Genomic DNA, 21,456 nt, shown 5'->3' on the forward strand with positions numbered 1-21,456 from the left:
GCGGGGGCTCAGGCTCAGCCGAAGGCGGCGTGGTAGGTGGCCGCCATGTCCTCGCCGCCGTGGCCCTGCGCCTCGGCGCGGCGGAGGCGTTCGCCCGCGGCGGCCGCCAGGTCCATCCTGACCCCGGCCGACTCGCCCGCCTGCGTGATCATCTGGGTGTCCAGCTCGGCGTTGTGCACCGAGAAGCTGGGCGTGAAGTCGTCCTCCAGGATGGCCCTCGCCTTGGCCTGGAAGTACGGCGAGTCCATCGGCCCGCCGGTGATGACCTGCCGCACCAGGTCGGGGTCGAGCCCGAGGCCCTTGGCCAGGGAGAGCGCCTCGGCCACGGCCGCGGTCGTCGTGATGCTGTAGCTGACCGCGGCCATCTTGAGCCGGGTGCCGGCGCCGTCCGTGCCGTTGTCGCCGACCCAGAGCGTGTGCTCGCCGAGCACGGAGAAGACCGGATCCAGCGCCTGCCTGGCCGCCCGCGGGCCGGAGGCGAGGATGACCAGCATGCCCTGCTCGGCCGGCTGGCGGGTGCCCTGCACTGGGGCGTCCACGAAGGTCGGGCCGCACTCGGCGGCCAGCGCGGCCAGCCGCCCGACCGCCGCGACGCTGACCGTGCTCATCTGCGCCCACACCTGCCCCGACCTGAGCGCCGGCCTGGCGGCCGTCATGGCGTCGAGCACGGCGTCGCCGTCGCTCAGCATCGTGATGATCACGTCGGCGTCCTCGACCGCCTCGGCCGGTGAGCCGGCGACCACCGCGCCGTCCGCCTCCAGGGGCAGGGCCTTCTCCCTGGTGCGGTTCCACGCCTTGACCCGTATGCCGGACATGACCAGATTGCGGGCCATGGGCAAGCCCATCAGCCCGGTCCCGAGGACTGCGACAGTAACCATGTCATCACCATACGTATACAGGCGTGGGTGGTCGCAGGCGGGGGCGTACCTGGTGTGTGAGGATTGTCCCCATGGGACCCTCCGCGATCATCGCCGTACGCCACGGGGAGAGCGAGGCCAACCTCGCCCATCGGCAGGCCGGCTCGGCGCCGCTGGTCTACGAGCGCGGCGACCACGAGGTGACGCTGACGGAGCTGGGCCGCACACAGGCCGGGGCGCTCGGGCGGCACCTGGCGGCCATACCCGCCGCGCAGGCGCCCGAGCAGGTGTGGTGCTCGCCCTACCTGCGCGCGCTCGACACGTGGAAGATCGCCCAGGAGGCGTGGGGCGCCGCCCCGCTGCCCGTCACGGTGGACGAGCGGCTCAGAGACCAGGAGGCGGGGGCGTTCGCGCGCCTCAACCTGGCCGCGATCCGCGAGCGGCACCCCGCGGAGCTGGCCAGGCGGGAGGCCGAGGGCGCCTACGCCTACCGTCCGCCCGGCGGCGAGTCGCTCACCGACGTCGTGGCCAGGCTGCGCGGCTTCCTGGGTGACCTGCGCGAGCGCGCGGCCGGGCGCCGGGTGCTTGTCGTGGCCCACGACTCGGTGGTGCTGGGGTTGCGGCACGTCATCGCGGGCGGGCCGGACGACGAGCCTTCTGCCGTGCTGAGGTTCGCGCCGGTGCTGAACGCCTCGGTGTCGTGGTGGCGCGGTGGAGGCGCCGGGTTCGAGCTGGTCCACTTCAACGACGTCGCGCACCTCACGTCCTGACGATCACGTCCTGACGACGAGGTCGGCGCGCTCACGGGTGCGGTCGCCGTCGAACCACGCCCGCTCGGCCGCGAACCACTCGCGCCACGTCGGCTCCAGCTCGGGCCCGTCGCGCTCCAGCACGCGGCGCAGCCGCACCGGCTCGGCGGCCTCCATCCAGACGGTGTAGGCCAGCAGCCCCGCCACCGAGGCCCGCGCCGTGCCGACGCCCTCGATCACCAGGACCGGGGCCGGGGGCACCGCCACCCGCTCGGCGTACGCGCCGCGGACCCAGTCGTACCTGCGGAATCCGCCCGCGAGCCCCTGCTGAAGAGGCCGCAGCACCTGTGACTCCAGCGCGTGGAACCAGCCGCCGGGCCCCTCCTCCCACGGCACGGGGAAGTCGTCGCTGTGGATCACCTGGCAGCCCAGCTCCGCCGCCAGCCCTCGCGCGAACGTCGTCTTGCCCGACCCAGCGGGCCCGTCGACGGCCACCAGGCGCACCGGACCGCAGGAAGGCCGCAGGTTCGTGATGCGCGCGGCCAGTTCGTTCACCGGACCCAGGGTAGATGACGGAGGGTGGACGCCTGAGAGAATGTTCTTTCACCCCGAACGCACGTGGGAGGTTTGGATCTTGCTCGGACCCCTCGGTGACATCGTCGTGCTCGATCTGTCCAGGGCCCTGGCGGGGCCGCACGCCGCACAGTTGCTCGGTGACCTGGGCGCTCGGGTCATCAAGGTCGAGCATCCGGACGGGGGCGACGAATCGCGCGGCTGGGGGCCGCCGTTCGTCGGGCCGAATCACGATATTTCGACCTACTTCCTGGCAGCGAACCGCAACAAGCAGTCCATCGCCGTCGATCTCAAGTCCGCCGAGGGCAAACAGCTCATCGAGCGGCTCGTCCGCCAGTGCGACGTCCTGATCGAGAACTTCCGCACCGGCGTGCTCGACCGCCTCGGCTTCCCCGTCGAGCGCCTGCACGAGCTCAACCCCCGGCTGGTCATCCTGTCGATCACCGGCTTCGGCCACGACGGGCCCGAAGGGGGCCGTCCCGGCTACGACCAGATCGCCCAGGGCGAGGCCGGGCTCATGTCGCTGACCGGCCCCTCGCCCGACGAGCCGTACCGCGTCGGCGCCTCCATCGCCGACCTGCTGGCCGGCATCCACGGCGCGTACGGCGTGGCCGCGGCCCTCTACGAGCGCGAGCGCACCGGCGCGGGCCGGGTCGTACGCACCTCGCTGCTGGCCGCCGTCACCGGCGTGCACTCCTACCACGGCACCGCCTGGACGGTCGGCGGCAAGGTCCCCGTCGCGGGCGGCAACCACCACGCCTCCATCGCCCCCTACGGCGCCTTCCACTGCGCCGACGGCATGCTGCAGATCGCCGCGGCCAACGAGGGGCAGTGGCGCAAGGTCGCCGCGCTGCTCGGCCTCGACCCCGACGCGCCCCACTACGCGACCAACCGCGACCGGTTCGCCCACCGCGACGAGCTGATCGCCGACATGGAGAAGGCGCTGGCCGCCCACGACCGCGCCCACTGGCTGGCCCTGCTGGGCGCGGCGGGCGTGCCCGCGGGCGCGATCAGGTCGCTCGACGAGGTCTACGCCTGGGAGCAGACCCGTTCGCAGGGCCTGGTCGTCCAGGTGGAGCACCCGGTGCTCGGCACGATCGAGCTTCCCGGGCCGCCGCTGCGCTTCGACGGGCTGACCGGGGTCGAGCACACGGCGCCGCCCATGCTCGGCCAGGACGGCGACGCCGTGCTCGCCTGGCTGGCGGAGCGGGAAAGATGATCGCGACAGGGTGGCACCGGCCGGGGCGCTCGTGCGTCAACAATGCAACGTGGCTGACCTCTAGGGAGCGATAGTGAGCCGTCCGGACGCGCGCACACTGATCGAAACGATCCTCGACCGAGGGTCGTGGAAGTCGTGGGACGCGCCGCCCGCCGATCCGGCCGAGCCCGGCTCCTCCTACGCCGACGAGCTGGCCGCGGCCCGCGTGAAGTCGGGCTACGACGAGGCCGTGATCACCGGTGAGGGCCTGCTCGACGGCCGCAGGGTGGCCGTCGCGGCGTGCGAGTTCTCGTTCATGGCGGGCTCGATCGGGGTGGTGGCGGCCGAGCGGCTCACGGCCGCCGTCGAACGCGCCACCCGCGAACGGCTCCCGCTGCTGGCCGCCCCCGCCTCGGGCGGCACGCGCATGCAGGAGGGGGCGCTCGCGTTCGTCCAGATGGTGAAGATCACCGTGGCGATCCAGGCGCACCGGGCCGTCGGCCTGCCTTACCTGGTCTACCTGCGGCATCCGACGACCGGCGGGGTGTTCGCGTCGTGGGGGTCGCTGGGGCACGTCACGGCGGCCGAGCCGGGGGCGCTGATCGGGTTCCTGGGGCCGCGGGTGTTCGAGTCGCTGCACGGCTACCCGTTCCCCGAAGGCGTGCAGGTCGCCGAGAACCTGCACCGCAAGGGCCTGCTCGACGCGGTCGTCCCGGCGGAGGAGGCGCGGGGGTTCGCCATCGGGGCGCTGACCGTACTGGCCGCCGACCGCTCCGCCATCGTGGCCGGCGAGCCTCCGGAGGAGGACCTGCGGCCGGTGGAGGCGTGGGAGGCGATCACCCGTTCCCGCCGCGACGACCGGCCCGGCGTACGCGCGCTGCTCAAGCTCGCCGCCTCCGACGTCACCCCGCTCAGCGGCACCGGGCAGGGCGTGAACGAGCCGGGGCTGCTGCTGGCCCTGGCCAGGTTCGGCACCGCGCCCGCGGTGGTGCTCGGCCAGGACCGGCGGCTCCAGCGCGCCCACTCCCCGCTCGGCCCGGCCGGGCTGCGGGTCGCCAGGCGCGGCATGCGGCTGGCCGCCGAGCTGGGCCTGCCGCTGGTCACCGTGGTCGACACGGCGGGCGCCGACCTGTCGAAGGCGGCCGAGGAGGGCGGGCTGGCCGCGGAGATCGCCCGGTGCCTGGCCGAACTGGTCATGCTCGACGCGCCGACCGTCTGCCTGCTGCTCGGCGAGGGCGCGGGCGGGGCGGCACTGGCCCTGCTGCCCGCCGACCGGGTGCTCTGCGCGCAGCACGCCTGGCTGTCGCCGCTGCCGCCCGAGGGGGCCTCCGCCATCCTCTACCGCTCGGTCGACTTCGCCCCCGAGATCGCCCAGGCCCAGCGCATCCGCGCCACCGACCTGCGCCACGACGGCGTCGTCGACCGGGTCATCCCCGAGCTGCCCGACGCCGCCTACGAGCCCAGGCAGTTCTGCGAACGCGTGGGGCGGGCCCTGGAGTACGAGATCGCGGGGCTGCTGAAGGTGAGCCCGGCAGACCGTTTCGCGGCCCGCCAGGCCCGTTTCCGCAACCTCGGCTAGTGCTCCGGCGACGCCCAGGCAGGCCGCCGGAGCACCGGCTCGGCGGGCCTGGCTAGGAGATGCCCTTCTCCGGTGTGGACCACAGCTTCTTGCCCTCGGCGTCGTACCCGATGGCGGTCGTGCCGGAGGCGAACCGGGCGCCTTCTGGCAGAGGCAGCGCGAACAACGCCACGTCCTGCCCGAACCGGTCGGGTACGGCCTCGGCCGTCGCGGTGAGCCCGTTCGAGGAGTGCAGCTCGACCTTGGCCGTGTCCGCGGAGGCGTAGCCGTACCAGGCGGTGTCGCCGTAGGTCCAGTACACCGGCCTGTCGGAGGTGAGCAGGTCGCTCAGCTTCTCGCCGGGCAGCGGTCCCGGCAGCCCGGGGGCGGGTGCGCCGTTCTCGAAGAAGGCCAGGCAGCTCGGCGCGACCACGAGCGCGGTCACGCCCGCGGGAAGGGCCTGGCGGTCGGCCTCGGTCCCCGCGGCCTTTCGCGCGCAGGACGGGTCCGTCTGCGGATGCCGGTCGATCCGGCCGTCCTTCGTCTTCACCGTGAGTGCCGCCAGCGCCACGTCACCGGCCGGGATCGTGACGTGCCAGATCGGGGCCGGAGTGTCCTTGCCGCGCAGGAAGGCGGCGTCGAGCCGGCGCCCGTCGGAGAGCACCGCGGTCACCGACTCCCACGCCTTGCCGACGACTCCGAGGTAGGTGGTGGAGCCCGGCTCAGGCAGGTACTTGACCGCCTTCAGCGGGAACATCTCGCCTTCGGTGGAGCCCGCGCAGCTTGAGGTGCCGTAGGGACTCACGCCGCCTGACTGACAGAGCGTCGTCATGCCCTGCGACGTTCCGCCGAACCAGACCCGCAGCTCGCCCGGCAGCGTCATCACCTCTCCGACGGCGGGGACGTCGTCCATGAGGCTCCGGCCCGTGCCGTCGTGGCTCCAGACCTCCGCACCCGAGGAGTCATAGGCGACGACGCGGTGGCCGCGACCCGGGTCGCTCGCCGGGTTCATCGCGGAGAAGAGCGTCACGCCCAGGCCCCACGGATCGGGGCGGGTCGCGGCGTCCACCTTGGTCCCGTCGGCGAAGGTGAACTCGACCCTGGCGACGTCCTCGCGGGCGAGGCCCGAGACCGTGTTCTCCTCCACGTACGCCGCCACCGCCTGCTCCTGCAGCTTGGACGGCGTCATCGTCAGCACCGCGCCGTGCCGGGTCCAGACCACCTCCGTGCCCTGGTCGGTCCGGTGCGGTCGCGCGGTGACGCCCGCGGGCAGCTCCACAGAGGCGCCGACGGCGACGCCCCGCTGCTGCTCCTTCAGCACGTCGCGCGACGCGCGGCCCAGAGCCCTGCCCTGGTCGTCCGTCAGCTCGATCGCGGACATGTCGTGCCGGGCCGGATAGGTCACCGTCCACACCCGGTACGACGCCCCCGACGGCCGCAGCACCGTGCCGGGGAACCGCTGCCCGTCCGCCGTGACACCGGTGACGCCACCGACGTCCTGCGTCGCGATCCCCCAGTCCAGTGCGGTCTCCGCCCCGTCCCGCAGGGTGCTGCCGACGAACCGGGTCGGCTTGTCCTGCTCCTCGTCCACGGAGACGCAGCCTCCCTCGGGCGGCGCGTCGGCCCGCTCCGCGACGAAGCACAGCTCGGGATAGCCCAGCTTCGCCTTGGCGAACCAGAGCCGCAGCGACTTGCCCTCCGTGGGGTTGTCCACGGTCACCGTCTCGCCCTCGGGTGTCCTGTCCCGCATGAGAGCCTGGTAGAGGGTGTCGGCGTCGACCGCGGTGTTCCCGCCCGGGCCCCCGCTGAGCAGGACGGGAACGAACACGGCCAGCAGGACCACCGGCAGCGCGGCCACCAGCGCGCGGATGGCGCGGCGGCGTCCCGGGCGGCGCTCGCGCATGCGGGCCCAGGCGTCCGGGCTGGTCTCGAAACTCTGCGCGCGGGCGTCGAACGCGGCCCGCAGGCGCTCTTCCAGCTCGTTCATCGATCCTCCTCCTTCAGGGCCTTGCCCAGGGTCGCCAGGGCCCTGCTGGTGTGGGTCTTCACCGATCCCGGTGTGACGCCCATGGCGTCGGCGATCTCGCGTTCCGACAGGTCCAGCCAGTAGCGCAGGACGAGGGCCTCGCGCTGGCGGCGCGGCAGCCGGTCCACGGCCGAAAGCAGCTCGCGGTGCTTCTCGGAGACGAGCACGATGTGCTCGCTGCTGTGCGCGGGATCGGGCGGGTCGGGGCGGCGCAGCCGTACGAGGCGGAGGTGGCGCAGCCGGTTACGGGTCAGGTTGCAGACGGTCGCGCGCAGGTAGGACAGGGCGGCCCCGTCGTCGCGCAACCGTCTGGTGTGCAGCCGGGAGAACGCCTCCTGGGCGATGTCCTCGGGGTCGTCCGCGCCGAGCAGCCCGGCCAGGCGTACCAGGGAGTGGTAGTGGGCCGCGAACAACTCGGCGAACGACGGCTGCGTCATGGTCGCAGTTTCGATCACACCTCAGAGACACCCGGAACGGCCGCCGGTTGACCGGGCGGCCGAAATCCCTGTTACGGGACGGGAACGCGTTCGACGCGGATGGAGAAGACCTCTTCGCGCGGCACCACGACCTCGTAGGCGCCATGGTCGACCATCCAGTAGCCGAGCGCCTCGGCCTTCATCCCGCTGTGCCCGGTGTAGGCGATGTGCAGCCCGTCGTCGTCCTCGTCGAGCACGATGCACGGCTCGCCGCCGAACGCGCCCACCGTGCGGACCAGCACCAGCCACTCCACCTGCGACCTCGGCACGACCCGCCGCCAGTAGCCGGAGGCGGCCTCGAACCCGTCGAGCTCGCTCTCGCTGAACAGCACCACCTGGTCGCTGTCGGGGCCGAGCGCGGCGGGCAGGGTGCGCTCACCGTAGCGGGCCACGAAGCCGGAGGCGACCGGTGTGATCTCGTCGCTCATGCGGCGGGCCGCCAGGTCAGCCCGTCGTAGTCGGCGAAGCGCCGCTCGCCCTCGGCGGTGACGTGGACGATCTCCGCCCCGGCCGGGATCGGCATCGGCACGGTGTGGAACTGCGGCACCACGTGCTCCGACGACGTGGTGAACCCGTTGCCCGCGAACGGCGGCGCGTCGCTCCAGTCGCCCCCCATGTGCGGCCCGTAGGGCACCGCGTAGGTGTCGACGTCGCGGGCGTGCCAGCGCATGACATAGAGCTCGGGCACCTCGGCGAACAGCTCCGATCCGTCGAAGGAGAGGTCGAGACCCCAGTAGAGCGCCTCGGGGGTGGTCAGCCTGACGCAGTCTTGCACGCGGTAGACGTAGCCCGAGACGACCGTGCGCTTGCCCGACAGGTATGGCACGAGCAGACGCGGCGGGATGACCTTCTGCATCTGCGTTCCGCTCACGGTACTACTTTACGATCGCTTGACCCCCGGATGGACCGGGCCAGACTACAGCACCCGGTGTTCGAGACACGGGAGGGTGGCCCTGGCCGCCGCCGTCCACTCGTGGTCGACCTCGACGACCTGGACGCCGGGGGCGGTGCCCAGGTCGGTACGGACCACGCCGAGCGGGTCGACCAGCATGCTGCGGCCCACGCCGTACCCGTCGGACGACTCGGCCGGGTTGGGCGCCTGGCCGACGGCCGCGGTCCACATGGTGTTCTCCAGCGCCCGCGCCCTGACCAGGGTCACCCAGTGGTCCTCCTTGAGCGGGCCCGACCCCCAGGCCGCGATCACCGCGAACAGCTCGGCGCCCCGGTCGACCAGCGCCCTGGCCAGCTCGGGGAAGCGCACGTCGTAGCAGGTGATCAGGCCGATCCTGAGCCCGGCCAGCTCGACCACGACCGGCTCGGCGCCGGGCGCGACCAGGTCGGACTCCTTCGCGCCGAAGGAGTCGAACAGGTGGATCTTCCGGTACGCCGCCCGCACCGCGCCCTCGGCGTCGATGGCCACGGCCGTGTTGTGCACGCGGTCGCCGCCGGTCTCGAACACCCCCGCGATCACCGCCAGCCCGTGCTCGCGGGCCGAGTCGGCCAGCCCGGACACGAACGGCCCGTCGAGCGGCTCGGCCAGGCCCGTGATGCGGCGGCCGTAGCGGGTGAGCGTGGCCTCAGGGAAGATCGCCAGGTCGGCGCCTTCGGCCGCGGCAAGCGCTTCCCTGGCCCTCTTGAGGTTGGTCGTCGGGTCAGGGGACACCGGGATCTGGCAGAGGGCGATTGTGGTCACGGCCAGACTCTAGCCGGTTGGGCACCAGTCGAAACCGGGTCAGGCATCGCCAGGTCCACTCGAGGGGGCCGTACTGGTAGCGGGCCAGCCACCATCGGCCGAACCGCGCCTGCGCGACCAGGGTGAGCGCCGTCAGCCCCACCACCGACCACCGGGTCGGGTCGGCGTCGAGCAGCGGCAGGGCGAGCACGATCAGCGCGGTGCCGGAGACGTAGTTGGTCAGCGCCATCTTCCCCAGCGGCTCCAGCACCGCCGACAGGCGCGGGCGCAGCACGAGCAGCAGGCCCAGCGCGAACGCCGCCGCGCCGGTCAGCGCCGCCACGGCCCCGACGGTCTTGTTGCCCGTGCCGATCCCGGCGGCGGTCAGCAGCACGGTGGCCAGCGCGCTGGCCGCGAACCCGGGCAGCAGCAGCGTCCGCGACGGCCGGAGCTGCCACAGCCCCATGCCGACCAGGAACAGCCCGGGGATCAGCAGCACCCCACCGCCCACCTGCGGCAGCAGCGCCCACGCGATCGCCACCAGCCCCAGCAGCAACACGGGCAGGCCCGCGGCCAGGAACGTGGCGGGCAGCAGCACCACCGCCCCGTAGAAGGCGTAGTCGGTCAGCACCTCGCCCTCGTAGAACTGGTGCTGGACGACCCCGAAGCAGAACAGCCAGAACAGCCTGCACAGCAGCGCCCAGCGGCTGTTGCCGCGCAGGAACAGCAGGAAGCTGATGCCGAACAGCATCGAGAAGATCGGGTAGAACCGGCCCTGGAAGATCGTCTCCATCGGCCAGTCGAGCGCGGCGCGGACCGGCTTGTCGGTGTGCTGCCACGTGTTGACCAGCATGATGCCGCCCACCGCGAAGCCGCGTAGGGCGTCGAGTTCACGAATGCGCGTCACAGGACCCAGGCCATCCACCATATGAGGAATCCGGCACCGATGACGGCGGCCGCGATCTGGGGCGGGCGGCGTTCGCGGATCAGCGCCGCGCCGCTCAGCACCACGGAGGCGACGGCGAGCCAGGTGTACAGCCCCGTCGTACGGGGGAGCCCGACGGCCAGGGCGCTCTCGTTGGCGTTCGCCATCGTGACGACCGACTCCGCCACCAGCCAGGCGAAGGCCACGCCCGCCAGCCCGCCGAACGCCGGCAGCGCCCTGCCCTTCAGCGCCGCGGGGACGAACTGCACCAGGGAGGCCAGCGCGAACAGGGCGAAGGGCGCGGCCAGCCACGGAGCCAGTGAGATCTGGTAGGGCGCGGCGCTCACGTGCACGTCGTTCGCCTGGAAGCCGGCCGGGACGCGCCGGTCGAGGCAGGGCCTGACGAACTGGCTCGCGGGGTCGCCGACGAAGTCCACGATCTGCTCCCTGGCGCAGCCGCTGGCCAGGAAGACGGCGTGCGACATGCGGGGGTACTCGCGGAAGCGCTCGGCGGGCAGGGCCGCGGCGGCGGCCTCGGCGGTCCTCGGGGGCGTCGTGGGGTCGTACTGGCCGCCGACGACGTGGACGGGGGCCGTGGTGGTGGCGTTCACGGGCGCGGACTTGGGGAGTCGCCAGGCGTCACACACCGCTTTGTCGCTGTTTACGGTGAAAAGTCGGGACTTGGTGGTGAAGGTGTTGAACGGGACCTCGTCCTGGCACTGCACCGCGTGATACAGCCCGAACTCGTGCGAGACCAGCCCCTCGCCCACCGCGTCGGCCAGCGGGCGCAGCAGCTCGTCGTGCCCCTCGGCCAGCGCGCTCACCAGCGCCGGGGCCACCGCCGCCACTTCGGCGTCGTGCAGCGCCTCCGCCAGGATCGTGGCCACGTCGTCACCGCTCATCCGGGCCGTGAACTCCCTGCCGAGCAGCGGATCGAGCGTCGGCACGAGGGCGGGGGAGCGGTTGAGCCGCGCGATCATGGCCTCGAAGCGGTCTCTCACGCCCAGCTCGGCCATCGCGTCGCCCAGGTTCCGGTCGGCGTCGTCGTACCAGGCGACGCTCTCGGGCAGGTAGGAGTCGAGCACCACCGACCGCACGGCGCCGGGGTCGGCCGCGGCCACGTCCATCATGACCCTGGTGGAGTAGCTCACGCCGAACAGGTTCCACCTCGTGTACCCGAGTTCGCGCCGTAACGCGACCACGTCGGCCGCGATCTCCTTCGTGTGGTACCCCCGCAGGTCGACGCCCTGTTCCCGGAGCCGCGCGCGGCACCGCGCCGCCGCCGCGCCGACGTCGGCGCGCGGCCGGCGCAACTGCCCGAGCAGCGCCTGCGCGGTCTCCGGGCAGGCCAGCGACGGCTGTGAGTACCTGCTCCCGCGCTGCTCGACCGTCACCACGTCGCGGTCGGGGAACATCTGGCTCAGGAACCCCATGAGCTGCATCGACGCCGAGCCGGGGCCGCCGCTCATGTAGACGATCGGGTCGGGCCGGCGGCCGGGCGCGGACGACGCGCGCACGGCGTAGCCGACCTTGATCGTCCGCCCGGGGGCGTCCCTGCGCTCGGGGACCTCCAGGAAGCCGCAGGTCGTGCCGGCGGGCACGGGCACGGGACAGGGTCCGGGGGCGCCCACGGCCGGGGTGACGACGGGAGACGCGGACAGGGCGAGGGCGAGCACGACCCGAGTGATCACGGCACGAGACTAATAGTCTGGAGCCGTGACCGAACCACTTGTCAGCAGGATGCGCGCCTTCGGTACGACGATCTTCGCGGAGATGAGCGCGCTGGCCGTCCAGACCGGATCGATCAACCTGGGCCAGGGCTTCCCCGACACCGACGGGCCGGCGGCCATGCTCGACCGCGCGGTCCAGGCCATCGGCGCGGGCGCGAACCAGTACCCGCCCGGCCCCGGGGTCCTGGAGCTGCGGCAGGCGGTGTCGGAGCACCGGGCGGCCCACTACGGACTCTCCTACGACCCGGTCGGCGAGATCCTGGTCACCGTGGGCGCCACCGAGGCGGTGGCGGCGAGCGTGCTCGCGCTGTGCGAGCCCGGCGACGAGGTCATCGCGTTCGAGCCCTACTACGACTCCTACGCCGCCTCCATCGCCCTGGCCCAGGCCCGGCTGGTGGCCGTCACGCTGCGGCCGGTCGAGGGCCGCTTCACCTTCGACCCCGACGAGCTGCGCGCCGCCATCACCCCCCGCACCCGCGCCATCCTGGTCAACTCCCCGCACAACCCGACCGGGACGGTGTTCAACCGCGCCGAGCTGACCGTCATCGCGGAGCTGTGCCAGGAGCACGGGCTGACCGCGATCACCGACGAGGTGTACGAGCACCTGACGTTCGACGGCGTCGAGCACATCCCCATGGCCACGCTGCCCGGGATGCGGTCGCGCACGGTCATGATCTCCTCGGCGGGCAAGACGTTCTCCGTCACCGGCTGGAAGACCGGCTGGGTGTGCGCGCCGCCGGAGCTGGTCGCGGCGGTCTCGACGGTCAAGCAGTTCCTCACGTTCACGGCGGCGGCGCCGTGGCAGCTCGCGGTGGCGTACGGGCTGCGGCACGAGATGGAGTGGGTGACCGCGCTGGGAGCGGGCCTTCAGGACAAACGGGACCGGCTGATGGAAGGGCTGACCGCGGCGGGCTTCTCGGTGCTGCGGCCGTCGGGCACGTACTTCGTGCAGACCGACATCCGTCCACTCGGGTTCTCCGACGGGCTGGAGCTGGCGCGGCGGCTGCCCGAGCTGGCCGGGGTGGTGGCCATCCCGACCCAGGTGTTCTACGACCACGAGGAGCGGGGGCGGCACTTCGTCCGGTTCGCGTTCTGCAAGAAGGAGGAGGTCATCGACGAGGCGGTGACCCGGCTGAAGCGGCTCTCCGCCTGACCGGCGTCAGTTCCGCCGCGTGATTTGGTGGTCCGCGTCGGCGCCGGTCTCGTCCAGCGGGGTCAGCGCCGCCGTGGCCTCCGCGTGTTCCATGCCCGTCGCCTGCAGCAGGTCCACCACCACCGACCGGAGCTGCGCGATGATGACGTGGGCGGAGAAGCCCAGGCCCTCGGGGCGTTCGCGGGCCGCCACCGCGAGCAGGGCCTGGCGGGCCAGCGTGGGCTCGCGGCCGGCGCCGAGCTCCAGTTGCAGCAGCAGGGCGGCCTCCGAGACCTCGCGCATCGCCTCGGCCAGCGCGGCAGGGGGCGGGCTGGCCTCGCCGAGCGAGGCGAGCGTGCGGCGGCTCAGCACGCGGGCGTTGCGCAGGGCCAGGTCCACCGGCACGGCGGCGGTCTCGTAGCGGGCCAGGCGGGCGCGCCGGTGCCAGTGCAGCGGCGAGATCATGGTGATCTCCTTGCTGGTCTCCAGCGCCGCCTCGAACTCCTCCACGGCCGCCTGCGTCGTACGCGCCTCCTCCAGCGCCTCGGCCGCCAAGTCCACGTCGCGCTTCTCGATCGCCTCCGCCGCCCGCTCCAGCACCGTGGACAGCGCGTCGAGCACCCCGGACAGGTGCTTGGCCGCGATCGTGAACGGGCTCGCCGGCAGCAGCGCCACCGCCGCGATCCCGATGACGCCGCCCGTGAGGGCGTCGGCCATCCGGTCCAGGCCGCCGGCGCCCTCGCCCGGCACCAGCGTGGCCACCAGCACGGCCGACGAACCCGCCTGCGCGACGAACAGCGCGCCGCTGTTGAGCAGCGCCGCCACCGTCATGGCCAGCCCGACCACCAGCGCGAGCTGCCAGCCGCCCGAGCCGATCCAGGCCACCAGCAGGTCGCCCACCCCGACGCCGAGGCTGACCCCGACGACCAGCTCGACGACCCTGCGCAGCCGCTGCCCGAGCCCGACGCCCACGCAGATCAGCACGGAGATGGGGGCGAAGAACGGGCTGGGGTGGCCGAGCAGCTCGACGGCGGCGGTCCAGGCCAGGGCCGAGCCGACCGCGCACTGCGCGATGGAGGGCGCGATCAGGCCGAACGTGCCCAGTCGTTCCTTCACGAGATCGCCGAGCCTGGTGCGCACGCCTCCAACGATGGCGGATCTTTATGACATTGGGGTCACGTTTGCCCCGGCGAAGCCCTTTTCGTGTGGGTGCCGCGCCGCGGGGCGGGCGTCAGGAGTGAGAAGCGTCGAGGAACGCGTCCACCGCGTCGAGGAACTCCTTGCGGGCCTCCACGTGGACGAGGTGCCCGGCCTCGATCCTGACCAGGGCCGCCCCGGGGATCCGCGCCGCCACGTCCGGGTCGAACGGGCTCCGCGTCCCCGACACCACCAGCGTGGGCGCCGAGATCCCGGCGAGCCCCTTCGCCCACGCGGGGTCCGGGGTGACGAGCTGCCGCTCGGTGTCGTGCATCATCCGCCAGTCGAACCCGGTGGACCCGTCCTCCACGATCGGCGGCCGGTCGGTGAGCTGGCGCCCGGGGGGCGGGTCTTCCAGGACGAGCCGCCCGACGAGGTCGGGACGGGCGACGGCCAGCAGGCACGCGACCACGGCGCCGAGGGAGTGCGCCACCACCGTGAGCCGGTCGACGCCCAGGTGGTCGAGCAGCGCGGCGACGTCCTCGGCCATGTCGTGCATGTCGTACGAGCCCGGATAGTCGCTGGCCCCGTGGCCCCGCAGGTCGGGCGCGAACACGTGGAAGCGCCGCGCGAAGTGCTGGGTGAAGCCGTTCCAGTCGTTGTGGTTCGCGGTGCGGCCGTGCAGCAGGAGGAGCGGGGGAGCGGCCGTGTCGCCTTCCTCGCGGAAGACGAGCTTGATCCCGTTGGCGTGTGCTTCGTGAATCACGGTGCGACCCTACTCCCAGGCGCTCGGCGGACCTTGACATCACCCCCGGCCTTCATGGGCACACATTGACCATGAACCCCGCTGACCGGCTCGGTAGCGTCATCGGGGAACCGCCGCAGGAGGAGGCCACCCGCATGCCCGAACCGATCGAAGTGCGCAAAGTTCCGATCGAGAGCGTCACCGACGCCTCCGGGCTGTCCCGGCTCATCGCCGACGGGGTGATCGAGGCCGAGCGGGTGCTCGCCGTCGTCGGCAAGACCGAGGGCAACGGCGGCGTCAACGACTACACGCGCATCCTCGCCGACCGCGCCTTCCGCGAGGTGCTGGCCGAGCACGGCCATCCGGCGCCCGAGACCGTGCCGCTGGTGTGGTCGGGCGGCACCGACGGCATCCTCAGCCCGCACGCCACCATCTTCGCCACCACCGCCGACGCCCCCGCCTCCGACGAGCCGCGGCTGTCGGTCGGGGTGGCGATGAGCGAGGTCATCCTGCCCGAGGACATCGGCCGCCCGGCCATGGTGGAGAAGGTCGCCGCCGGGGTGCGCGAGGCCATGAAGATCGCCGGCATCGACGACCCGCGCGACGTGCACTACGTACAGACCAAGACGCCGCTGCTCACCCTGGCCACCATCACCGACGCCAAGAGCCGCGGCCAGGACACCGCGATCGAGGAGACCGGCCCCTCCATGGACCTGTCCAACTCCACCACCGCCCTCGGCATCGCCGTCGCCCTCGGCGAGATCGAGATGCCGGACGCCGGCCAGATCCACAAGGACCTGTCGCTGTACTCGTCGGTGGCCTCCTGCTCGTCCGGCGTGGAGCTGGACCGGGCGCAGATCGTGCTGGTCGGCAACGTGCGCGGGATCGGCGGGCGCTACCGCATCGGTCACAGCGTCATGAAGGACGCACTCGACGCCGACGGCATCTGGGAGGCCATCAGGGACTCAGGTCTGGCCCTGCCCGACCGTCCGCACCCGTCCGACCTCGGGGGGCGGCTGGTGAACGTCTTCATGAAGTGCGAGGCCGACCCGTCGGGACGCGTACGCGGGCGGCGCAACATCATGCTCGACGACTCCGACGTGCACTGGCACCGGCAGATCAAGGCCGCCGTCGGCGGGGTGGCGGCCTCGGTCACCGGGGATCCCGCGGTCTTCGTCTCGGTGGCCGCCGTCCACCAGGGCCCCTCGGGCGGCGGCCCGGTGGCGGCCATTGCCGACCTGGGCGCCGACCTGGGCGCCGACCTGGGCTAGCCATTCCGTCCCGTGAGGCGGGGTACGCTCGGAGGCTGTGCCGAGCATCCCGCGACCCCTCGATCCCCACGACGACGGCGCCGCCACCCCCGCCGTGGCCGCCGCCCTGGCCGCCTACGAGGCGGGCGCGGCCGGTCCCGCCGAGGTGCTGAACGCCCTGAGCAGCGCCCGGCTGCTGGTGCCCGTGGTGGCGCTGCTGACCGAGACCGAGGTGGGCGCGCACGGGCTGCGGCAGGAGAAGGAGAGCGAGATGGCGCTGCCCAAGCTCGTCGGTAACGACGGGCGGCAGGCGGTGCTCGCGTTCACCGGCACGGACGCGCTGGCCAGGTGGCGGCCCGACGCCCGGCCGATCCAGGCCACCGCGCTCCAGGTCTGCCGGGCCGCCGTGCAGGAACGGGCGGCGGCGGTCGTGGTGGACGTGGCGGGGCCCGTGCAGTTCGTCATCGAGGGCGAGGTGCTGGAGGCGCTGGCCGCCGTCGAGTCGGGCACGGTGGGCGAGCTGAGCGGGGTCACGGTGGCCAAGGTGGCGCCCGCGCCCCGCCGACGCCGCTGGTTCTCCCGAGGCCCCCGCTGACAGCCGAGCCGGCCCGCGCCTCCCGGCCCGGCGAACGCGTCACGCGCCGCCCGGCCTGGTCCCATACCCGGTCGGCATTCGAGCCGGACCGCGTGGCCGGCCCCGGCTAAGGTCGGCGGGATGGTCGCCTTCATGGCGCTGATCGGCCTCGTCTGCGGAGACCGCGTCAGGGCCCTCGCCCACGCCTACGACCACCTCCCCGCCCGGCCGCTGCCCCCTGGCGCGGTCGAGTCGCTGACCGCCGCCGTGGCGGCCCTGGTCGCGTGGCGGGCGGGGCTCCCCTACGTGTGCTTCGCCGTCGTCGGCATCGCGCTGGCCGTCATCGACTGGCGCACCGAGACGCTCCCCGACGCGATCATCCTGCCCGCGTACCCCGTCACGGCCCTGGCGCTGCTCCCGACGGGCGAACTGGGCAGGGCGCTGGCGGGCGGGGCCGCGCTGGCCGCCGGCTACGGGCTGCTCTGGCTGCTCAGGCCGGACGCCATGGGCTTCGGCGACGTCAAGCTCGCCGGGCTCATCGGCCTGGTGAGCGGCGCGCTGGGCTGGCCGGCCGTGGTGGCGGCGGCCTTCGCCGGACAGCTACTCGGTGCGCTCTACGCGCTCGCCCTGCTGGTCACCGGGCGTGGCACCAGGCACACCCAGTTCCCCTTCGGCCCCTTCATGCTCCTCGGGGCGCTCACGACACTCTGTCTCGCATGGTGACCGGAGGACAGCTCACTCGGCCGTACGTGGAAGACTTGTACGCATGTTGCGCTGGTTGACCGCAGGAGAGTCCCACGGGCCCGAACTCGTCGCCATCCTCGAGGGCCTGCCGGCCGGGGTCGAGGTGACCACGGCCGCCGTCGACGAGGCCCTGCGCCGCCGCAGGCTCGGTTACGGCCGCGGCGCGCGGATGAAGTTCGAGCAGGACGAGGTGACGATCGTCGGCGGCGTCCGCCACGGGCGCACGATGGGCAGCCCGGTCGCCATCCGCATCGGCAACACCGAGTGGCCCAAGTGGGAGAAGGTCATGGCGGCCGACCCGGTCGACCCGGCCGAGCTGGACGGCCTGGCCCGCAACGCGCCCAGGTCCCGCCCGCGCCCCGGCCACGCCGACCTGGCGGGCATGCAGAAATACGGCTTCGACGACGCCCGCAACGTCCTCGACCGGGCCAGCGCCCGCGAGACCGCGGCCCGGGTGGCGCTGGGCGAGGTCGCCAGGCGCTTCCTCAAGCAGGCGCTCGGCGTCGACCTCGTCAGCCACGTCACCGAGATCGGCGGCGCGCGCACCCCGTCCGAGCTGCTGCCCGGCCCCGGCGACCTGGCCAGGATCGACGACGACCCGGTCAGGTGCTCCGACCCCGCGGGCAGCGCCGCGATGATCGAGGTGATCGACAAGGCGCACAAAGACGGCGACACGCTCGGCGGCGTCGTCGAGGTGCTCGCCTACGGCCTGCCGCCCGGCCTGGGCAGCTACACCCACTGGGACCGCAGGCTCGACTCCAGGCTCGCCGGGGCGCTCATGGGCATCCAGGCGATCAAGGGCGTCGCGGTCGGCGACGGCTTCGAGACCGCGCGCAGGCCCGGCTCCCGCGCCCACGACGAGATCGGATACACCACCGACGACGGCGTGCGCCGCATCACCAACCGCGCGGGCGGCGTCGAGGGCGGCATGACCAACGGCGAGATCCTGCGGGTCAGCGCCGCGATGAAGCCGATCTCCACGGTGCCGAGGGCACTGGCCACGATCGACGTCAAGACCGGCGAGGCGGCCAAGGCCCACCACGAGCGCTCCGACGTGTGCGCCGTGCCCGCCGCCGGCATCGTGGCCGAGGCCATGGTGGCGCTGGTGCTGGCCGACGCGGCGCTGGAGAAGTTCGGCGGCGACTCCGTCGAGGAGGTCGCGCGCAACCTGTCCGGCTACCTCTCTTCCATGGTGATCAAATGACAGCGAAGGCCGTGCTGATCGGGCCTCCCGGCTCCGGCAAGACCACACTCGGGCGGCTGCTGGCCGAGCGGCTCGGCCTGGAGTTCCGCGACACCGACGCCGACGTGGAGGCCGTGGCGGGCAAGCCCGTCTCCGACATCTTCGTCGAGGACGGCGAGGCCCGCTTCCGCGAGCTGGAGCACGAGGCCGTGCGCCGCGCGCTGGCCGAGCACGACGGAGTGCTGTCCCTGGGCGGCGGCGCGGTGCTGCACCAGGAGACGCAGGCCCTGCTCCACGGCCAGCACGTCGTCTACCTGCAGGTCGGGCTGTCCGACGCGGTCCAGCGGGTGGGCCTGGCCTCCGCCCGGCCGCTGCTGGTGCTCAACCCGCGCAGCCGGCTCAAGAAGCTGATGGAGGAGCGCCGCCCGGTCTACGAACGGCTGGCCGTGGTGACGGTGGTGACCGACAAGCGGGAGCCCGAAGAGCTCGCCGACGAGATCGTCAAGGGGCTGCCCGGATGAGCGCGACCCGCATCCCCGTACGCGGCGACAGCCCCTACGACGTGGTCGTCGGCACCGGCGTGCTGGCCGAGCTGCCCACCCTGTTCAAGCCCGGCGTGCGCACCGTCGCGGTCATCGCCCCCGAGACCCTGCCGGGGATCTCCCTGCCGGTCCGCGAGGCGCTGGCCGGGGCCGGCTACGAGGTGGCCGAGCTGACCGTGCCCGACGGCGAGCGCGCCAAGACCGTCGAGGTGGCCGCGCGGCTGTGGTCCGAGCTGGGCCGGCGCGGCGTGACCCGCTCCGACGCCGTGGTGGGCGTGGGCGGGGGCGCGACGACCGACCTGGCGGGGTTCGTGGCCGGCACGTGGCTGCGCGGCGTCCAGGTCGTGCTCGTGCCCACGACGCTGCTGGCCATGGTCGACGCGGCCGTAGGCGGCAAGAACGGCATCGACACGCCCGAGGGGAAAAACCTCGTGGGCACCTTCCTGCCGCCCGCCGGAGTGCTGTGCGAGCTGTCCACCCTGGCGGGCCTGCCCAGGGCCGACTACGTCGCGGGCCTGGCCGAGGTCATCAAGGGCGGCTTCATCGCCGACCCCGAGATCCTGCGGCTGATCGAGGCCGACCCCGAGGGCGCCACCCGTCCCGACGGGCCGCACACCCGCGAGCTGATCGAGCGCAAGATCCGGGTCAAGGCCGACGTCGTGGGCGCCGACCTGCGCGAGGCGGGCCTGCGCGAGATCCTCAACTACGGCCACACGCTCGCCCACGCCATCGAGCGCGAGGAGCACTACGGCATCCGTCACGGCGAGGCCGTCGCCATCGGCATGGTCTACGCCGCCGAGCTGTCCAGGCTGTCCGGCCGCGCCGACCTCGTGGGCCGCACCCGTTCGATCCTCACCGGCGTCGGCCTGCCCATCGCCTACCGCGCCGGAGCCTGGCCGCGGCTGCGCGAGCACATGCGCCTCGACAAGAAAAACCGCGGCGCCAAGCAGCGCTTCGTCGTGCTCGACGCCCTGGCCGCGCCCGGCCGCCTCGAAGACCCCGCGGAAGAGCTGCTCGAAGCCGCCTACAAGGAGATCTCGGCATGATCCTCGTGCTCAACGGGCCCAACCTGGGCCGGCTCGGCACCCGCGAGCCCGACGTGTACGGCGCCGAGACGCTCGAAGACCTCGCCGTCCTCTGCCGCGACACGGGCCGCAAGCTCGGCCACCACGTCGAGGTGCGCCAGACCGACGACGAGGCCGAGATGATCGGCTGGATCCACGAGGCGTGCGACGGCCGCATCCCGGTGGTGCTCAACCCGGCCGCCTTCACCCACTACTCCTACGCGCTGCGCGACGCCATCGCCCAGCGCACCGCCCCGCTCGTCGAGGTACATCTCTCCAATCCCGCGGCGAGGGAAGAGTTTCGCCATACCTCCGTCGTGGCCGGGGTGGCGACGGGCACCATCGCGGGGTTCGGACTACAGTCATACGTCCTTGCGCTGAACGCTATCGCGGAGATGACAACCACCTCATGAGGCACTACAAGTCCTTCGTCGCCCTCGGTGACAGCTTCACAGAAGGACTGAACGATCCCGGTCCGGACGGGCACTATCGTGGCTGGGCCGACCGGGTGGCCGAGCGGCTCGCCGCCGACGACCCCGCCTTCCGCTACGCCAACCTGGCCGTGCGTGGCAAGCTCCTCGACCAGGTCGCGGCCGAGCAGGTGCCGCTGGCCGTGGAGATGGCGCCCGACCTGGTCAGCTTCTGCGGCGGGGGCAACGACCTGCTCAGGCCGGGCAGCGATCCCGACGTGATGGCCAAGAGGCTCGCGCGGGCCGTACGCGACCTGCGCGCGGGCGGGGCCGACGTGCTGCTGTTCACGGGGGTGGACCCGCGTGACACGCCGGTGATGCGGCGGCTGCGCGGCCGGTTCGCCGTCTACTACCTGCACCTGCGGTCCATCGCCGACCTGTACGGGTGCCGGCTCGTCGACCTGTGGTCCATGCAGGGGCTGCGCGACTGGCGGGCCTGGGGCGCCGACAGGCTGCACATGAACGAGGACGGGCACCGGCTGGTGGCGGCCCGGGTGCTCGACGTGCTGGGCGTGCCGTTCGACGACTGGCGCAAGGAGTGGCCGGAGCGCGCCATCGACCCGCGGGCCAGGCGGCGCGAGGACGCCCAGTGGATGCGCGAGCACCTGGTGCCCTGGGTGTCGCGCCGGGTGCGCGGCGTCTCCTCCGGCGACGGCGTCTCCCCGAAACGCCCCGACCTGGCCCCCTGGGCTTAGCCCTCTGCCCCGGGGCTCGGCCGCCCCCAGGCTCCGCGCGACCCCTGGGGCTCGGAACGATCCCGGGGGCGCGGATCGGCCCCCGGGCCACTCGCTCGGCATCCCCTCCACAGAGGACGCCGTCAGGACGCGGTCAGGCCAGGACGCGGTACGGCC

General features: G+C 73.0%; 23 protein-coding genes. 12 read left to right on the forward strand and 11 right to left on the reverse strand.

The window, feature by feature from the left end:
- Nucleotides 1–14: 14 nt before the first annotated feature.
- Nucleotides 15–878 (reverse strand): NAD(P)-dependent oxidoreductase, encoded by an 864-nt coding sequence (locus ABD844_RS11310; RefSeq protein WP_344875790.1) that lies wholly within the window; start codon nucleotides 876–878, stop codon nucleotides 15–17.
- Nucleotides 879–949: 71 nt separating this feature from the next.
- On the opposite strand from ABD844_RS11310, the gene ABD844_RS11315 reads away from it, so the two are divergent.
- Nucleotides 950–1,627 (forward strand): histidine phosphatase family protein, encoded by a 678-nt coding sequence (locus ABD844_RS11315; RefSeq protein ID WP_344875791.1) that lies wholly within the window; start codon nucleotides 950–952, stop codon nucleotides 1,625–1,627.
- A gap of 3 nt (nucleotides 1,628–1,630) precedes the next feature.
- Here ABD844_RS11315 and ABD844_RS11320 read toward each other — a convergent pair whose 3' ends face one another.
- Entirely contained in the window at nucleotides 1,631–2,161 is a 531-nt protein-coding gene (locus tag ABD844_RS11320) for a uridine kinase family protein (RefSeq protein ID WP_344875792.1), read from the reverse strand.
- Nucleotides 2,162–2,201: 40 nt separating this feature from the next.
- Between ABD844_RS11320 and ABD844_RS11325 the strand changes: the two genes are divergently transcribed.
- The gene (locus tag ABD844_RS11325) at nucleotides 2,202–3,398 is read left to right on the forward strand and encodes a CaiB/BaiF CoA transferase family protein (protein ID WP_425568542.1); all 1,197 of its coding nucleotides are present in this window, start codon (nucleotides 2,202–2,204) and stop codon (nucleotides 3,396–3,398) included.
- A 73-nt stretch (nucleotides 3,399–3,471) separates the two neighbouring features.
- Complete coding sequence (locus ABD844_RS11330) at nucleotides 3,472–4,956, forward strand: carboxyl transferase domain-containing protein (RefSeq protein ID WP_344875794.1); 1,485 nt, start codon at nucleotides 3,472–3,474, stop codon at nucleotides 4,954–4,956.
- A 52-nt stretch (nucleotides 4,957–5,008) separates the two neighbouring features.
- On the opposite strand, the gene ABD844_RS11335 is transcribed toward ABD844_RS11330, so the two are convergent.
- From ABD844_RS11335 to ABD844_RS11365, 7 genes are all read right to left on the reverse strand, one after another.
- Nucleotides 5,009–6,922 carry a hypothetical protein gene (locus ABD844_RS11335; protein WP_344875796.1) on the reverse strand — a complete coding sequence of 638 codons (1,914 nt, stop codon included), beginning with the start codon at nucleotides 6,920–6,922 and terminating at the stop codon, nucleotides 5,009–5,011.
- Nucleotides 6,919–7,398, reverse strand: coding sequence for a sigma-70 family RNA polymerase sigma factor (locus tag ABD844_RS11340; protein ID WP_344875798.1), 480 nt, complete (start codon nucleotides 7,396–7,398; stop codon nucleotides 6,919–6,921). The genes ABD844_RS11335 and ABD844_RS11340 overlap by 4 nt, the downstream gene beginning before the upstream one ends.
- A gap of 71 nt (nucleotides 7,399–7,469) precedes the next feature.
- A complete protein-coding gene (locus ABD844_RS11345) occupies nucleotides 7,470–7,865 on the reverse strand; it encodes a hypothetical protein (protein ID WP_344875800.1) in 396 nt (131 codons plus the stop codon).
- On the reverse strand, nucleotides 7,862–8,308 hold the full coding sequence (locus tag ABD844_RS11350) for a hypothetical protein (RefSeq protein ID WP_344875802.1): 447 nt from the start codon (nucleotides 8,306–8,308) through the stop codon (nucleotides 7,862–7,864). Before ABD844_RS11350 ends, ABD844_RS11345 begins: the two co-directional genes overlap by 4 nt.
- A 45-nt stretch (nucleotides 8,309–8,353) precedes the next feature.
- Nucleotides 8,354–9,130 (reverse strand): carbon-nitrogen hydrolase family protein, encoded by a 777-nt coding sequence (locus ABD844_RS11355; RefSeq protein ID WP_344875804.1) that lies wholly within the window; start codon nucleotides 9,128–9,130, stop codon nucleotides 8,354–8,356.
- Nucleotides 9,090–10,016: a DUF418 domain-containing protein gene (locus ABD844_RS11360; protein WP_344875805.1), complete on the reverse strand. Its 927-nt coding sequence runs from the start codon at nucleotides 10,014–10,016 to the stop codon at nucleotides 9,090–9,092. The genes ABD844_RS11355 and ABD844_RS11360 overlap by 41 nt, the downstream gene beginning before the upstream one ends.
- Nucleotides 10,013–11,725: an alpha/beta fold hydrolase gene (locus tag ABD844_RS11365; protein WP_344875807.1), complete on the reverse strand. Its 1,713-nt coding sequence runs from the start codon at nucleotides 11,723–11,725 to the stop codon at nucleotides 10,013–10,015. The genes ABD844_RS11360 and ABD844_RS11365 overlap by 4 nt, the downstream gene beginning before the upstream one ends.
- A 25-nt stretch (nucleotides 11,726–11,750) precedes the next feature.
- Here ABD844_RS11365 and ABD844_RS11370 point away from each other — a divergent pair, with 25 nt between their 5' ends.
- Nucleotides 11,751–12,917: a pyridoxal phosphate-dependent aminotransferase gene (locus ABD844_RS11370; RefSeq protein ID WP_344875809.1), complete on the forward strand. Its 1,167-nt coding sequence runs from the start codon at nucleotides 11,751–11,753 to the stop codon at nucleotides 12,915–12,917.
- A 6-nt stretch (nucleotides 12,918–12,923) separates the two neighbouring features.
- Here the strand turns inward: ABD844_RS11370 and ABD844_RS11375 are convergent, their stop codons facing one another.
- Both ABD844_RS11375 and ABD844_RS11380 read right to left on the reverse strand, forming a co-directional pair.
- Nucleotides 12,924–14,036, reverse strand: a complete 1,113-nt coding sequence (locus ABD844_RS11375; protein WP_344875811.1) for an FUSC family protein — start codon at nucleotides 14,034–14,036, stop codon at nucleotides 12,924–12,926.
- Nucleotides 14,037–14,127: 91 nt separating this feature from the next.
- Nucleotides 14,128–14,799, reverse strand: a complete 672-nt coding sequence (locus tag ABD844_RS11380; protein ID WP_344875813.1) for an alpha/beta fold hydrolase — start codon at nucleotides 14,797–14,799, stop codon at nucleotides 14,128–14,130.
- 71 nt (nucleotides 14,800–14,870) lie between these two features.
- On the opposite strand from ABD844_RS11380, the gene bar reads away from it, so the two are divergent.
- The 8 genes from bar (at nucleotide 14,871) to ABD844_RS11420 (ending at nucleotide 21,300) form a co-directional block, all read left to right on the forward strand.
- Nucleotides 14,871–16,049: a barbiturase gene (gene bar / locus ABD844_RS11385; RefSeq protein WP_344875815.1), complete on the forward strand. Its 1,179-nt coding sequence runs from the start codon at nucleotides 14,871–14,873 to the stop codon at nucleotides 16,047–16,049.
- A 37-nt stretch (nucleotides 16,050–16,086) separates the two neighbouring features.
- Complete coding sequence (locus tag ABD844_RS11390) at nucleotides 16,087–16,623, forward strand: SseB family protein (protein WP_344875817.1); 537 nt, start codon at nucleotides 16,087–16,089, stop codon at nucleotides 16,621–16,623.
- 120 nt (nucleotides 16,624–16,743) lie between these two features.
- A complete protein-coding gene (locus ABD844_RS11395; protein ID WP_344875819.1) occupies nucleotides 16,744–17,325 on the forward strand; it encodes a prepilin peptidase in 582 nt (193 codons plus the stop codon).
- Nucleotides 17,326–17,368: 43 nt separating this feature from the next.
- Nucleotides 17,369–18,550 carry a chorismate synthase gene (aroC, locus tag ABD844_RS11400; RefSeq protein ID WP_344875821.1) on the forward strand — a complete coding sequence of 394 codons (1,182 nt, stop codon included), beginning with the start codon at nucleotides 17,369–17,371 and terminating at the stop codon, nucleotides 18,548–18,550.
- A complete protein-coding gene (locus ABD844_RS11405; RefSeq protein ID WP_344875823.1) occupies nucleotides 18,547–19,050 on the forward strand; it encodes a shikimate kinase in 504 nt (167 codons plus the stop codon). Before aroC ends, ABD844_RS11405 begins: the two co-directional genes overlap by 4 nt.
- Nucleotides 19,047–20,117 (forward strand): 3-dehydroquinate synthase, encoded by a 1,071-nt coding sequence (gene aroB / locus ABD844_RS11410; RefSeq protein ID WP_344875825.1) that lies wholly within the window; start codon nucleotides 19,047–19,049, stop codon nucleotides 20,115–20,117. The genes ABD844_RS11405 and aroB overlap by 4 nt, the downstream gene beginning before the upstream one ends.
- The gene (gene aroQ, locus ABD844_RS11415) at nucleotides 20,114–20,548 is read left to right on the forward strand and encodes a type II 3-dehydroquinate dehydratase (protein WP_344875827.1); all 435 of its coding nucleotides are present in this window, start codon (nucleotides 20,114–20,116) and stop codon (nucleotides 20,546–20,548) included. Before aroB ends, aroQ begins: the two co-directional genes overlap by 4 nt.
- A complete protein-coding gene (locus ABD844_RS11420; protein WP_344875829.1) occupies nucleotides 20,545–21,300 on the forward strand; it encodes an SGNH/GDSL hydrolase family protein in 756 nt (251 codons plus the stop codon). Before aroQ ends, ABD844_RS11420 begins: the two co-directional genes overlap by 4 nt.
- Nucleotides 21,301–21,456 lie beyond the last annotated feature (156 nt).

The organism is Nonomuraea antimicrobica, assembly GCF_039536965.1.
Taxonomy (GTDB): domain Bacteria; phylum Actinomycetota; class Actinomycetes; order Streptosporangiales; family Streptosporangiaceae; genus Nonomuraea; species Nonomuraea antimicrobica.